This is a genomic window from Pseudomonas sp. NPDC098740 (genome assembly GCF_044760065.1).
Taxonomy (GTDB): Bacteria; Pseudomonadota; Gammaproteobacteria; order Pseudomonadales; family Pseudomonadaceae; genus Aquipseudomonas; species Aquipseudomonas rossensis.
Window position 1 is genome coordinate 295,999 of the sequence record NZ_JBIWAM010000003.1, and the last position, 13,218, is coordinate 309,216.

The following is a 13,218-nucleotide window of genomic DNA, read 5'->3' on the forward strand; positions in this document are numbered from 1 at the left end:
CCATTTGGAAAGGGACCGTACAGCAACGCACCGGCCATGTAAGTAGGACCGTTCCCAAACGTCACTCGGGAACGATCAACGCATCAATTACTGCACCTCTGTTTTCGGTTCGCGAATCTTGTACCAAGCCACATAAAGCGCCGGCAAAAACAGCAACGTCAGCAACGTCGCAATAATAATCCCGCCAATCATCGCGTAAGCCATCGGCCCCCAGAACACTTCCCGGGCGATCGGAATCATCCCCAGGCTCGCCGCCGCTGCCGTCAGCAGAATCGGCCGGCGACGATGCTCCGTGGCTTGCACCACGGCATCCCACGGTGCATGACCGTCCTTCTCCAAGGCGTCGATCTGCGTCACCAGAATCACCGAGTTGCGGATGATGATGCCGATCAGCGCCAAAATCCCCAGAATCGCCACAAAGCCCATCGGCGTGCCCGTCGGGATCAGCGCCAGCACCACGCCGATCAGCCCGAGTGGCGCGACGCTGGCCACCAGGAACAGCTTCTGCACGCTGTGCAATTGGATCATCAGGAAGGTCGCCATCAAAAACAGCATCAACGGCACAACCTTGGCAATTGGCCCCTGGGCCTTGCCGCTTTCCTCGACGGTGCCGCCTGTGGCGACCTTGTAGCCCACCGGCAAACTGGCGGCGAATTTATCGATGTCGGGTTGGAGTTGTTTCACCAGGTCGGTCGGCTGAATTTCGTCGCGCACCGCCGCCTTGATGGTGATGGTCGGTTTGCGGTCGCGGCGCCAGACCAGCGGTTGCTCAAGTTCATAACGCACGGAAGCGAAAGCCAGCAGCGGAATCGACGTGCCGCCCGGCGTGACGATCTGCAAATTCTGCAGGGTTTCCGGGGTGCCGCGTTCGGCATCTTCGGCACGCCCCACCACGTTGATCAGGTAGATATCGTCATCGACCTGTGTCACCGGCGCACCCACCACGATGCTGTTCATCAGGTTGGCCACGTCCTCCGACGAAAGTCCCAATTGCCGCGCCTTGTCCTGAGCGATGTCGATGCGCAGGACTTTGCCCGGTTCGTTCCAGTCGTAAATGATTTCGCCAATGTGGGTGTTTTTATCCAGTTCGGTGGCCAGGGCGATGGCGTGTTTGCGCACCTGATCGATGTCCTTGCCACTGACCCGGTACTGAATCGGCCGCCCTACCGGCGGGCCCATTTCCAGCGCCTGGACGTAGCTGCCGATACCGACAAAATCCTTGCGCAGGCGCTCGCGCAAGCGTTGGCTAAGCGCGTTACGCGATTCCAGCCCTTTGCTGACGATCACCAGTTGCGCGTAGTACGGGTTCTGCAATTGCTGGTCGAGGGGCAGGTAGAAACGGATCGCCCCTTCGCCGATGTAAGTGCTCCAGCGCACGATGTCCGGGTCGCCCTTGAGCGTCGCCTCGAGCTTGTCCACAGCCTTGCGGGTTTCGGCGATCGAGGCATTTTGCGGCAGGTTCAGGTCGACGAGAATTTCCGGGCGGTCCGAGGACGGGAAAAACTGGTTCTGCACGAACTGCATGGAAAACACCGATGCCACAAACAGTGCAACAGTGATGCCGATCGCCCACCAGCGATTACGCATGGCCCAGAGCAAGCCGTAATTGAACGCCCGACCGATGCGTCCCGGTTCTGCGTCGTGAGGTTTCACGTTGGCGCTGAGGATGTGCACGCCGATCACCGGGGCGAACAGCACCGCGACAATCCACGACACGATCATGGCCACCGCGATCACCGCGAACAGCGTGAAGGTGTACTCGCCGGCCGAGCTGGCGTTCAGGCCGATGGGCACGAAACCGGCCACCGTCACCAACGTACCGGTCAACATCGGGAACGCCGTCGAGGTGTAGGCGAACGTAGCGGCCTGCTCCTTGGTCTCGCCCATTTCCAGGCGCGTGACCATCATCTCGACGGTGATCATCGCGTCATCCACCAGCAGGCCGAGGGCGATGATCAATGCGCCGAGGGAAATCCGCTGCATGGTGATGCCGCTGTATTCCATGAAGACGAAGACCATCGCCAGCACCAGCGGAATCGAGCAGGCCACCACCAACCCGGCGCGCACGCCGAGGCTGATGAAGCTGACGATCAGCACGATCACCACCGCTTCGAACAATGCGCTGGTGAAGCCACCGACGGCTTTTTCCACCACTTCGGCCTGATCGGAAACGTTGTGCACGCCGACGCCCACCGGCAGGTCGGCGGTCAGGTCATTCATGCGCTGGTGCAGCGCCTTGCCGAACTCCTGAATGTTGCCGCCCTTCTTCATCGCAATGGCGAGACCGATAGCAGGATGGCCGTTAAAGCGGAACTCCGGTGTCGACGGGTCGACATAGCCACGGCTGATTTCGGCGACGTCGGCCAAGCGGTAGAAACGATCGTTGAGCCGCAGGTTGACGTTTTCCAGGTCTTTCTCCGAGGCAAACTGCCCCGTCGTGCGCACGGAAATCCGCTCGGGACCGGCCTCGATCACCCCGGCCGGTGTCACCGCGTTTTGCGATTGCAGGCTCTGCACCACCTGACGCTGATCGATGCCCAGCGCCGCCAGTTTGCGAGTGGAGAAGTTCAGGTAGAGGACTTCGTCCTGCTCACCGACCATCTCGACCTTGCCCAGCCCCGGCACTTCGCGAATCTCGGCGCGGACCTGCTCGACGTAATCGCGCAATTGGCGCATCGACAAACCGTCGGCGGTAAAGGCGTACACCGAACCAAACACATCACCGAACTCATCGTTGAATCCCGGCCCTTGCAGGCCTTGGGGGAAGTCGCCGCGAATGTCGTTGATCTTCTTGCGCACCTGGTACCAGATTCCCGGAATGTCCTTGGCGCTGGTGGTATCACGCAAGTTAACGAAGACCGTCGACTCGCCGGGGCGGGTGTAGCTTTTCACATAGTCGAGAGAGTCGAGCTCTTCGAGTTTTTTCTCGATCCGGTCAGTGACCTGCTTGAGGGTTTCTTCCTGGGTCGCGCCCGGCCAACGGGTCTGGATCACCATGGTTTTGATGGTGAACGACGGGTCTTCCTCGCGGCCCAGGTTCAGGTACGAGAACACGCCCATCAGCAGCCCGACGAACATCAAATACCAGACAAACGACTGATGCTTGAGGGCCCATTCGGATAAGTTGAAACTCCCTTTCATTGCGGGCTGTCCTCATCGATTTTTACTTTCTGCCCCGGTTTCAGGCTATTCACGCCAGCACTGACCACTCGCTCGCCGGACTTCACGCCGTTGGCCAGGACCATCGTTGAGTCAGTGCGGCTGACCAGGCTGACGTCTCGCGGGGAAACGGTTTGGGTCTGCGGGTCGATGACCCAGATCCGCGGTTTGCCATCGACCTCCTGGAGCGCGGTCAGGGGCAGTTCGATACGCGGTTTGATCGCGGAGCTGAGGGTCACGCTGATCGCCGTGCCCAGGCGAAACCCCGGTGGCGTGTCGGTCAGTGTCAGGCGGGCGCGACGGGTGCGGGTCGCACTTTGCGCCTGAGGTTCGATTTCGCGAACGATGGCTGTGGTGGTGATGCTCGGGTCGAGTTGGACAGCAACCTGGAACACCACGTCTTCCGGCAACTGGTCGACCAAAGTATCCGGCAGATCGATTACGGCTTCCTTGATGTCCGGCTGCGCCAGGGTCACCACTTGCTGGCCGGCGCTGACGACTTGCCCGGCTTCGGCGTTCCACGCGGTAACGATGGCCTTGTGATCGGCGCGCAGTTCGACGTAGTTGAGCTGGTCCTTGGCCTGATCGACCGCAGCCTTCGCTTGATCGAGGGAGGCCTGGGTGGTTTTGAGGTCGGTCTGTGCGACGTCGAGTTGCGCCTGGGCGCCCACACCGCGATCGAACAACTCTTGCTGACGCCGGGCGCTGGCTCGGGCGTTGATGAGTTGCGCCTGGACGCTGGCCAGATCACCCTGAGCGGAGCGCAACTGGTTCTGCTGATCGGTGGGGTCGAGCGTGGCGAGCAACGCACCTTTATCAACTTCGGCACCGACATCGACGTTACGGCTGGCAATGCGTCCCGGTACCCGAAAGCCGACATTGCTTTCATAACGGGCCTGGATGCTGCCGGCGAAACGGCCCAGGTTTTCTTCGTCCAGGGACTGGACCTTGATGGACAGCACCGGGCGTATCGGTTCCGGTGGCGGTTCTTTTTTCGAGCAGGCCACCAGGATCACACCGGCGAAAACCAGCAACAGACGCTTCATGGCTGGACTCCCGCGGCTAAATCCTTATAGGTGTTTTCGGCGATCTCCACCTTCACGCCGGGGTGCAGCAACTGGCCGCCGGCGATGACGACTTTTTCGCCACCCTTCAGGCCGGCGCTGATGATCACTTTGCCCGTCAAGTAGCGGCCGACAGTGACGGTGTGCAGCTGTGCCTTGCCCTCATCGTCCACCAGCCACACGGCCGGGTCGCTGAGATTTTTCGTCAGTGCCGACCAAGGCAGTTCGACCGCCGACTTGCCTGGCGTCTTGGCCGTAGCACTCACCACCGAACCGAGCTGCATGCCTTCCGGTAGTCCGTTGAGAGTGACTTTGACCTGCACCGTGCCGGTCTGCGCGGAGACGGCCGGGGTGATTTCCCGAACGGTGCCGGTGGTTTTGATCGCGGGGTTGTCGAGCAGGTTGACGACCACCGTTTTACCCTCTGGTGGCTCTGTCAGCAGCGATTCGTAGACGTTGAACACTGCGTCGCGCTCGCCGTCCCGGGCCAGGCTGAAAATCGGCACGGTGGCCTGCACTACCTGGCCAACCTCGGCCTGACGCGCGGTAATCACCCCCGGCGCGTCGGCGACCAACGCGGTGTAGCTCAGTTGCTCACGGGCGTTGGCCAGTTGCGCCTGAGCAGCCGTCAGGGCGCTTTGGCTGCTGCGCAAGGCGGCTTGGGCGGAATCGTACTCGCTTTGGCTGGTATAGCCCTTGGGCAGGAGTTTTTGCTGGCGAACGAATGCGGCGGCGGTCTGTTTGACTCGGGCCTGTTCGGCAACAACCTGCGCCTGAGCCGAGTCGACGTTGGTTTGCAGGTCCTTGGGATCGAGCTTGGCCAGCACTTGTTTGGCCGATACCCGGTCACCGACATCGACTGTACGCTGGATGATCTTACCGGCAACGCGGAATGACAGGTCGGTCTGGACCCGCGCCTGAACATCACCGGTCAGGGTCACCGTCGCCGCGTAATCCGCAGGTTTTACCTCTTGCACGAATACCCGCGGACGGTCCTTTTCGACCGGTTTTTTATCGCCACAGGCGCTCAGCAGGACAAGGAGGCTCAGGCCAACCACTGTTTTCAATCCGGGACCCACCATGCAGACTCCTTTGCGTTGTACGAACGTGCCAATGGCGATACGACTGTGAGCTTAGAACAGGGTTCCAAGGGGGCGCCTCACGGTTTGAAATAAAGCGATCACGCCGCGACCCTTGTAGCAGCTGGCGAAGCCTGCGTTCGGCTGCGCAGCAGTCGTAAATCCGGTTTGCACGGTCTGCCTGATGCACCGTTAGTTCTGATTTTACGACTGCTGCGCAGCCGAACGCAGGCTTCGCCAGCTGCTACAGGGGCACAGTGTTTCCGACAATAAGGCAAACTGGCGAGCCATGCAGCAGGAAGCTTCCCATGCTCAAAACCCTCGCGGTCGCCAATTACCGCTCGATCAATAAATTGGTGATTCCGTTGGGCCGGTTGAACCTGATCACCGGCCCCAACGGCAGTGGTAAATCCAACCTCTACCGCGCGTTGCGCCTGCTGGCGGAAACCGCTCAGGGCGGCGTGGTCAATGCGTTGGCCCGCGAGGGTGGGCTGGATTCGACCTTCTGGGCCGGGCCGGAAAACATCACCCGACGGATGCGTAACGGCGAAGTCCCGATCGAGGCGAGCTTACGGCACGGCGCCAAACGCCTGCGCCTGGGGTTTGCCGGGGAAGATTTCAGCTACTCGATCGCGCTGGGTCTGCCGGAGCCGAGCCTTTCCGAGTTTTCTCTGGACCCGGAAATCAAGAAGGAATGCATCTGGTCCGGCCCGTTCTACCGCCCGGCCAGTCTGCTGGTGGATCGAAACGGCCCGATGATCCGAGCCCGGGCCGATCGCGGCTGGGAGGTGCTGGCCCAACACACGCCGAATTTCGACAGCCTGTTCGATCAGGTCGGCAGCTTTCGCACCTCGCCGGAAGTCCTGCAGCTGCGTGAATTCATCCGCCGCTGGCGGTTCTATGATCACTTTCGCAGCGACGCCGACGCGCCGGTGCGCCAACCGCAATTGGGCACCCGCACGCCGGTGCTGCATCACGACGGTCGGGATCTGGCGGCCGCGTTGCAGACGATCCGCGAAATCGGCGACCCCGAGGCCTTGCAGGCCGCCGTCAGCGACGCCTTCCCTGGCGCGCGATTGAATATCGCGCCACTTCAGGGTGGTCGGTTTGCGATCGAGTTTTACCAGGAAGGATTGTTGCGGCCCTTGTCGGCGGCCGAGCTGTCGGACGGGACGTTGCGCTATTTGCTGCTGGTCGCAGCGCTGCTGACGCCTCGGCCGCCGACGCTGATGGTGTTGAACGAGCCGGAAACCAGTCTGCACCCGGACCTGTTGCCGGCGTTGGCGCGGTTGATTATCCAGGCGTCGGAGCAGTGTCAGGTGTGGGTGGTTTCTCATGCACGGCGGTTGATTTCGGCGTTGCAGGAGGATCCGGAGTGCAATTGCATTGTGCTGGAGAAGAACCTGGGCCAGACCGGGATTGTCGGGCAGCGGATGCTGGATGAGCCGGCGTGGTATTGGCCGGATTGATCGGCGCCTGACAGAACCAATCGCGAGCAAGCTCGCTCCCACCTTTAACCGAGTTCGTTCAGGGAAATACGGTCAATTATGGGAGCGAGCTTGCTCGCGATGAGGACCGGAAGATCGCTGCAAAGGTTAGAGAATCACCCCTGCCACTTCCCACCCTCGACAATCACGCTCTCAGGCTTGGTGTCATCGCTCAGCTCTTTACGCACATATTGGTCATACAGCTTGAGCAAAAACTTCTCTTCACCCAGCTTCGCCAACTCGACATTCACCCAATCACGCAGCTCGATATTGCCCTTCTTCACCGCCGGCGCAATCGGTGCTTCAGCGCCCAACGTCTGGGTCAGCACGCGGTAGCCAGGGTTCTGTTTCGCCCAGCTGAACAGCACCAGATTGTCCTGCGCATACGCATCGCCGCGCCCATTGGCCAGCGCTTGCAGAGATTCGGAGTTTTTCTCGAACTTCAGCAGTTTCCAGTCCGGATGGTTCTTGGTCAGCCAGATATCGGCTGTAGTGCCGGTGGTGACGATGGTGGTGCGGGTCGCCAGGTCATCAAGGTTTTTCACCGAACTGGCCTGCGGCACCAGCGCCTGCACGGCAACTTTGAGGTTCGGGTTGGTGAATTCCACCGCTTCCTTGCGCTCCGGCGTCACCGTCATGTTGGCCAGGATCAGATCAACCTTGTCGCTTTGCAGGAACGGAATACGGCTCGCCGGTTCTACCGCGACGAACTCGACCTTGTTCTCGTCGCCCAGCAAATCCTTGGCAAACTGGCGGCCGATGTCGGTATCGAAACCCACGTAACGCCCGGCTTCATCGACGAAACCAAACGGCGGCTTATCGGTGAAGACACCGACGATCAGCTTGTCCCGTGCTTTGATTTTTTCCAGATAGCTGACACTGGTGGCCGCCGGTTTGGCGGGCTCTTCGGTTTTGTTGCAACCGGCCAGCAACGCGAGGCCGAGCAGCGGGAGTAGCAGCAGAGAAGACTTGGCAGTTTTCATAGCAGTTCCAGTTCCTTTGTTTGAGTCGTTTTGGGTAGTGCGGCGACGTAGGAGAACTTCTCCAGGAACTGCTGCGCTCGTGCGGTTTGCGGGTTCGTAAAGAAAATCTCGGGAGGGTTTTGCTCAAGGATTCGTCCGGCATCCATGAACACAATTCGGTCAGCCACGGCGCGGGCAAACGCCATTTCGTGGGTGACGATCAACAGGGTCATGCCTTCGCGGGCCAGGCCCTGGATGACTTCCAGTACTTCCTTGACCATTTCCGGGTCGAGGGCGGCGGTGACCTCGTCAAAGAGCATGACGTTCGGGTTCATGCACAGCGAACGGACGATGGCGATGCGTTGTTGCTGGCCGCCGGAGAGCTGACGCGGGAAGGCGTCGCGCTTGTCCGAAAGGCCCACTCGCTCAAGTAACGCTTCAGCCTGGGCACGGGCTTCGCGACGGTCGCGTTTCTGCACTTTGACCGGGCCGAGCAGCAGGTTGTCGAGCACGCTCATGTGCGGGAACAGGTGGTAACTCTGGAACACCATGCCGATCTTCTGCCGTACTTCGCGCCAGTCGGTGCCCTTGTCCAGCAACTCGCGCCCGGCAAAATTCAAGCTGCCGCTGTGGGCGACTTCAAGACCGTTGAGGCAACGCAGCAAGGTGCTTTTACCGCAGCCGCTGGGGCCGAGGATGACGATCACTTCGCCTGATTTCACTTGCAGGTCGATGCCGCTGAGCACCTGTTGTTCGCCGAAAAACTTGTTGAAACCCTTGAACTCGATCAATGCGCTCATGCTTGCGTCCAGCGCCGCTCCAGCACGCGCGAGGCGGCCGAGAGCGGGTAGCAGATGAAAAAGAAAAACAGGAACAGTGCGCCGTAGATCAGCACTGATTCGTAGGTGCGTTCGATGATCTGCTGACCGACCTTGATCACGTCAACCACACCGATCAGCACCGCCAGGGAGCTGGTCTTGATGATCCGCGTGTAGACGTTGATGGTCGGTGGCGTCATGCGTTTCAGCGCCTGGGGCAACAGCACGTAGCCGTAGAGTTGCGGGCCGTTCAAGCCGATCGACAACCCCGCTTCACGCTGACCGCGAGGCAACGAATGCAACGCACCGCGCACCACTTCGCCGACTTCGCTGGCGCCCCACAACGACAACACCAGCACTGCGCACCAGAAACTCGGAATGCTCAGACCGAAGAAAATCGGCAGACCAAAGAACAGCAAATACAGCCAGACCAGCACCGGAATTGCGCGGAACAATTCCAGATAAACGCGCAGGATTGCGTTCAGCCATTTCGAGTTCAGCGTGCGCAGCACGCCATAGAGCACGCCGCCAACGGTGCTGATGACGATGCTCAGGAAAGAGATCGACAAGGTTTGCGCAGCGCCCTTGCCCAATTGCGGCAATGACACCCAGAGCAACTCAAGACCCGAACTGGCCATGCTGGAGCCTCCTTTCCAGACGGCTGAGCAGCAGCGACAGCGGCAAAAACAGCAGCACACAGATCAACGTCAGCACGGCGAGCATTTCGTAGGTTTTGTAGTAGAGCGCGATGTAGCTTTTGGTGGTGTAGAGAATCTCCGGCACCGCCACCGCCGAGACCACGGTGGTTTCCTTGAGCAGGAAAATGAAATTGGCGAACAGCGACGGCAGGCTGAGGATGCCGGCTTGCGGCAGGATCACGTAGCGCAGCAATTGTCCGTGGGACAGGCCGATGGAGCGGCCGGACTCAAGCTGCGCCGCAGGCACCGCGTCGACGCCGGCACGCAGCACTTCGGTGAGGTAGGCGCCGCCGAGGAAGGTCATGGTGATGATCGCCGCCGCAAAGCCCGAGACCTTGATGCCCAGCGCCGGCAAGGCGAAGTAGACGAAGAACAGTTGAATCAACAGCGGGGTGTTGCGCGCCAGTTCCACATACAGCCCGACCAGGCGCTGCAAGTAAGGCGTGCGGAACACCAGAATCGTCGCGTTGATCAGCGCCACCAGCAACGACGTACCAATGGCGATAAAGCCGACCTGCAGCGTCACGCCCACGGCTTTAAGAAACGCCGGCAGGGTGCTGAGGATAAATGCGTAATCGAAGTTCATTGAACATCCTGGACGTCGCAGGGTAAGCGACGGTGGTGCAGTCCATGGGCGATGGATAATCACCCGGCAGGCACCGACTTTAAAGGTATAAAAAGAAGAATTTAAATACCGTTAAAGCATATTGATATCACGCAAAAAACTATCCTCCGAATTTGCTGCGGCAGCGGAAGACGACTATTTTTCTTTGCGCTGTAGGAAGGATCTTTTTTTCAGAATACCCCTCCAAGGATGCACAGCTTTTGGCCAGACTCCCCGGCCGAACCATCACAAGGAAGAGAAAATGGCTGACGTAAAAGTGCCACAGCGGCTGGATCCGCAGGACATCGTGAAGTTGTTGATGGCGTTGCGCAGGGCGTTGAAAGCGCGGGTGGCCTGAAACCTTAAAGCAAAAGATCGCAGCCTCGTTTCACTCGACAGCTCCTACAGGGGATACGCTTTTCAATGTAGGAGCTGTCGAGTGAAACGAGGCTGCGATCTTTTGATCCTGGCGCAATAAAAAACGCCGACGCTCTACAAGCCGTCGGCGTTTGAAACCTTGAAGGCGTTTACCTCGCGAATCAGAACGCCGGCAATACCGCGCCGCTGTACTTCTTCTCGATGAATGCTTTCACTTCAGGACTGGTCAACGCCTTGGCCAGCTTCTGGATGGCAACGCTGTCCTTGTTGTCCGGACGAGCCACCAGGAAGTTCACGTAAGGCGAATCTGCACCTTCGATCACCAGCGCGTCTTTAGCCGGGTTCAGACCGGCTTCCAGCGCGTAGTTGGTGTTGATCATGTCCAGGTCGACCTGGTCCAGAACACGCGGCAGCATGGCCGATTCCAGTTCCTTGAACTTGAAGTTGTGCGGGTTCTTGGCAATGTCTTTCGGGGTGGCCAGAGCGTTTTTCGGGTCTTTCAACTCGATCAGGCCGGCCTTCTGCAGCAGGATCAGGGCGCGGCCGCTGTTGCTGCCTTCGTTAGGGATGGCAATGGTTGCGCCGTCTTTCAGCTCAGCCAGGGTTTTGACTTTCTTCGAGTAGCCGCCGAAGGGTTCGACGTGCACGCCGATCACGGTCACCAGGTTAGTGCCTTTCCCTTCATTGAAGCTCTTCAGGTACGGCAGGGTCTGGAAGTAGTTGGCGTCCAGACGCTTCTGGTCAACTTGCACGTTCGGCTGAACGTAGTCGGTGAAGACTTTGATTTCCAGGTCCACGCCTTCTTTGGCGAGGGTTGGTTTGATCAGTTCCAGAATTTCGGCGTGTGGAACCGGGGTCGCCGCAACCACCAGTTTCTCGCCAGCCTGGGCCAGGCCCGCAGTCAGGGCAGCCGCCAATGCGGTGAACAACAGAACCTTTTTCATGCAGTGTCCTTATCGAAAATCACGGTCGTCATCGACGACGGCTTGTTTATTACGAGTGGTTTTTGTAAGTGCTAATGAAGTGCTATCGCTGGCGTGACGCGGACAATACCGGGATTTTTTATTCCCGAACAATATCTTTTATTCACTTTCATATTCCATTTTGTTCATACAGATCGCTACAGCGTCTGCGTCAGGCTTTCGAGCAAATGCTTGAGTGCGGATCGCTCGGCAGCCGTGCCGTTTTTAATCAGCTGAGCAGCTTGTTGCTCGATCTGCACCCATGACGGCGGCGCCTCGGGCAGATTCAAATGCTCCGGCAAAATCTCATCGCCGGTGCTGACCAGCAACGCAAAGTGGATGACGTTTTCCAGCTCCCGGGTGTTGCCCGGCCAACTGTGTTGCTCTAACAAATGCTGCGCGGCTTCGCTGATCAGCGGCACCGGCAGGTCAAGGCGCTGGCTATAGATGCCGAGGAAATATTCGGACAGCGACAGAATATCGCCCACCCGTTCACGCAAGGCCGGCAGTTCGAGCTGGCCTTCGCTGAGGTAGTGATAGAGCCGCTCATGGAATTTTCCAGCGGCCACCGCCTGGGCCAGATCGATACTGGTAGCCGCTACCAGGCGCACGTCCACCGGGCTTGGTTGGTGAGCGCCGACACGCGTGACTTCGTGGTTTTCCAGCGCCGCGAGCAATTTGATCTGGATCGGTAGCGGCAAGTCGCCGATCTCATCCAGGTAGAGTGTCCCGCCGTTGGCAGAACCGAACCAGCCAGCACGACTGCTGGCCGAACCGCTGTAACTGCCAGCGGCATAACCGAACAATTCCGCATCGGCGTAAGTCGGACTGATCGCGCCACAGTTGACCGAGACGAACAACCCGCCACGATCACTCGCGCGATGGATGTGCCGCGCAAGCAATTCCTTGCCGCTGCCGGTTTCGCCACGGATCAATACCGAGATCGAGCGCGGTGCCAGTAGCTCCAGCTCCTGGCGTAGTTGACGGGAACGCGGATCGACAAACACCAGCGCCTTGGCGCGAATGCTCAGGGGGCTTTTTTCTGCGTCGGGGAAGGTCAGCAGCGGCTGACCGAAGGCTTCAAAACTCATGGCAGACTCCCGCCCTAAACCGCCGGAAGACGGGGGGCGTTGTTTTAAAAAACAAAAGCAAAAAAGAAAAGGTTCAAGCGCGGCGCAGGGCGTGGTGTTCCATTCGGTTTTGCAGGCGATAGAGATAAGCAAAACCCTGCTCCCAGCGTTGGTGACCGGACTTCACGTTGATGTGCCCGGCACCCGACAAAATCCCCGCCTCGGCGCCCCAGTGACGTGCCAGTTCCAATGCACGCGGTGCGCTCACGGCGCTGTCGTTGTCGGAGCTGACAACCTGACTCGGGAACGGCAGCAGGTGGGTCGGAATCGGCGCGAAGTTGCGCAGGGCCGGTGCGCAGGCCGGACGTTCGACGTCCGCCGGGGCGACCAGCAAGGCGCCACGAACCTGACGCAAAAACTGCACAGGCGCAGTGGCCGCCCAATGCGCGACAGTGATGCAACCCAGGCTATGGGCGATCAGGATCACCGGCGTGCTGTCGGCGGCAATCGCCTCAGCCAGTGCCGCGACCCAGTCTTCACGACGCGGCGTCAGCCAGTCGGCCTGCTCCACCCGCGCGCTGTTCGGCAGGCTGTTCTGCCAATGGCTTTGCCAATGATCTTCTGGCGATCCTTGCCAGCCCGGCACAATCAGGTAGCGAATTGATTCGTTGCGCATGGGGGGAGCTCTCCTGCTGCGTGTCTGTTCCTGAGCAAGTATAGGGAGGAGAGTTATATTCGTTAAGGAATAAGAAGCTATTTATTAAGACCTATAAGGTATATACAGCAGTTTTGAATAGACAAAAAAAGGGACCGCACCCTGCCAAGGAGACGGCCCCGGAAACTCAAAATCTGCTAGCGCTAATCAACATCACTGGAGGCGATGATTGACTGAAACGGTTATCCAATAAAGGAATATTTAATTACTTTATTAGATCCA

The 13,218-nt window shown here is 59.2% G+C and carries 11 protein-coding genes; 1 reads left to right on the plus strand and 10 read right to left on the minus strand.

What is annotated here, in order from left to right; translation table 11 throughout:
- Positions 1-87 precede the first annotated feature (87 nt).
- From ACIQU2_RS05760 to ACIQU2_RS05770, 3 genes are read right to left on the minus strand one after another with little or no spacing between them, the layout of a single operon-like run.
- Positions 88-3,141: an efflux RND transporter permease subunit gene (locus tag ACIQU2_RS05760; protein WP_403139334.1), complete on the minus strand. Its 3,054-nt coding sequence runs from the start codon at positions 3,139-3,141 to the stop codon at positions 88-90.
- Entirely contained in the window at positions 3,138-4,205 is a 1,068-nt protein-coding gene (locus ACIQU2_RS05765; protein ID WP_403139336.1) for an efflux RND transporter periplasmic adaptor subunit, read from the minus strand. The genes ACIQU2_RS05760 and ACIQU2_RS05765 overlap by 4 nt, the downstream gene beginning before the upstream one ends.
- A complete protein-coding gene (locus ACIQU2_RS05770; protein ID WP_403139337.1) occupies positions 4,202-5,305 on the minus strand; it encodes an efflux RND transporter periplasmic adaptor subunit in 1,104 nt (367 codons plus the stop codon). Before ACIQU2_RS05770 ends, ACIQU2_RS05765 begins: the two co-directional genes overlap by 4 nt.
- Before the next feature lie 305 nt (positions 5,306-5,610).
- On the opposite strand from ACIQU2_RS05770, the gene ACIQU2_RS05775 reads away from it, so the two are divergent.
- Positions 5,611-6,771, plus strand: coding sequence for an AAA family ATPase (locus ACIQU2_RS05775; protein WP_403139338.1), 1,161 nt, complete (start codon positions 5,611-5,613; stop codon positions 6,769-6,771).
- Between the two features lie 134 nt (positions 6,772-6,905).
- Here the strand turns inward: ACIQU2_RS05775 and ACIQU2_RS05780 are convergent, their stop codons facing one another.
- The 7 genes from ACIQU2_RS05780 to ACIQU2_RS05810 all read right to left on the minus strand — a co-directional run bounded on the left by ACIQU2_RS05780 (position 6,906) and on the right by ACIQU2_RS05810 (position 12,957).
- Complete coding sequence (locus tag ACIQU2_RS05780) at positions 6,906-7,772, minus strand: transporter substrate-binding domain-containing protein (protein ID WP_403139340.1); 867 nt, start codon at positions 7,770-7,772, stop codon at positions 6,906-6,908.
- Positions 7,769-8,551, minus strand: a complete 783-nt coding sequence (locus ACIQU2_RS05785) for an amino acid ABC transporter ATP-binding protein (RefSeq protein WP_403139342.1) — start codon at positions 8,549-8,551, stop codon at positions 7,769-7,771. Before ACIQU2_RS05785 ends, ACIQU2_RS05780 begins: the two co-directional genes overlap by 4 nt.
- The gene (locus ACIQU2_RS05790) at positions 8,548-9,207 is read right to left on the minus strand and encodes an amino acid ABC transporter permease (protein WP_008040219.1); all 660 of its coding nucleotides are present in this window, start codon (positions 9,205-9,207) and stop codon (positions 8,548-8,550) included. Before ACIQU2_RS05790 ends, ACIQU2_RS05785 begins: the two co-directional genes overlap by 4 nt.
- Entirely contained in the window at positions 9,188-9,853 is a 666-nt protein-coding gene (locus ACIQU2_RS05795; protein WP_403139343.1) for an amino acid ABC transporter permease, read from the minus strand. Before ACIQU2_RS05795 ends, ACIQU2_RS05790 begins: the two co-directional genes overlap by 20 nt.
- Positions 9,854-10,410: 557 nt before the next feature.
- Positions 10,411-11,193, minus strand: a complete 783-nt coding sequence (locus tag ACIQU2_RS05800; RefSeq protein ID WP_010464830.1) for a MetQ/NlpA family ABC transporter substrate-binding protein — start codon at positions 11,191-11,193, stop codon at positions 10,411-10,413.
- 176 nt (positions 11,194-11,369) lie between these two features.
- Complete coding sequence (locus ACIQU2_RS05805; protein ID WP_403139344.1) at positions 11,370-12,302, minus strand: sigma 54-interacting transcriptional regulator; 933 nt, start codon at positions 12,300-12,302, stop codon at positions 11,370-11,372.
- A 73-nt stretch (positions 12,303-12,375) separates the two neighbouring features.
- Positions 12,376-12,957: an alpha/beta hydrolase gene (locus ACIQU2_RS05810; protein ID WP_347803101.1), complete on the minus strand. Its 582-nt coding sequence runs from the start codon at positions 12,955-12,957 to the stop codon at positions 12,376-12,378.
- Positions 12,958-13,218 lie beyond the last annotated feature (261 nt).

Excerpts from the sequence above, each read along its gene's own strand:
- ACIQU2_RS05760 (WP_403139334.1), bottom strand. The coding sequence starts at position 3,141 with ATGAAAGGGAGTTTCAACTTATCCGAATGGGCCCTCAAGCATCAGTCG.
- ACIQU2_RS05765 (WP_403139336.1), bottom strand. The coding sequence starts at position 4,205 with ATGAAGCGTCTGTTGCTGGTTTTCGCCGGTGTGATCCTGGTGGCCTGC.
- ACIQU2_RS05770 (WP_403139337.1), bottom strand. The coding sequence starts at position 5,305 with ATGGTGGGTCCCGGATTGAAAACAGTGGTTGGCCTGAGCCTCCTTGTC.
- ACIQU2_RS05775 (WP_403139338.1), top strand. The coding sequence starts at position 5,611 with ATGCTCAAAACCCTCGCGGTCGCCAATTACCGCTCGATCAATAAATTG.
- ACIQU2_RS05780 (WP_403139340.1), bottom strand. The coding sequence starts at position 7,772 with ATGAAAACTGCCAAGTCTTCTCTGCTGCTACTCCCGCTGCTCGGCCTC.
- ACIQU2_RS05785 (WP_403139342.1), bottom strand. The coding sequence starts at position 8,551 with ATGAGCGCATTGATCGAGTTCAAGGGTTTCAACAAGTTTTTCGGCGAA.
- ACIQU2_RS05790 (WP_008040219.1), bottom strand. The coding sequence starts at position 9,207 with ATGGCCAGTTCGGGTCTTGAGTTGCTCTGGGTGTCATTGCCGCAATTG.
- ACIQU2_RS05795 (WP_403139343.1), bottom strand. The coding sequence starts at position 9,853 with ATGAACTTCGATTACGCATTTATCCTCAGCACCCTGCCGGCGTTTCTT.
- ACIQU2_RS05800 (WP_010464830.1), bottom strand. The coding sequence starts at position 11,193 with ATGAAAAAGGTTCTGTTGTTCACCGCATTGGCGGCTGCCCTGACTGCG.
- ACIQU2_RS05805 (WP_403139344.1), bottom strand. The coding sequence starts at position 12,302 with ATGAGTTTTGAAGCCTTCGGTCAGCCGCTGCTGACCTTCCCCGACGCA.
- ACIQU2_RS05810 (WP_347803101.1), bottom strand. The coding sequence starts at position 12,957 with ATGCGCAACGAATCAATTCGCTACCTGATTGTGCCGGGCTGGCAAGGA.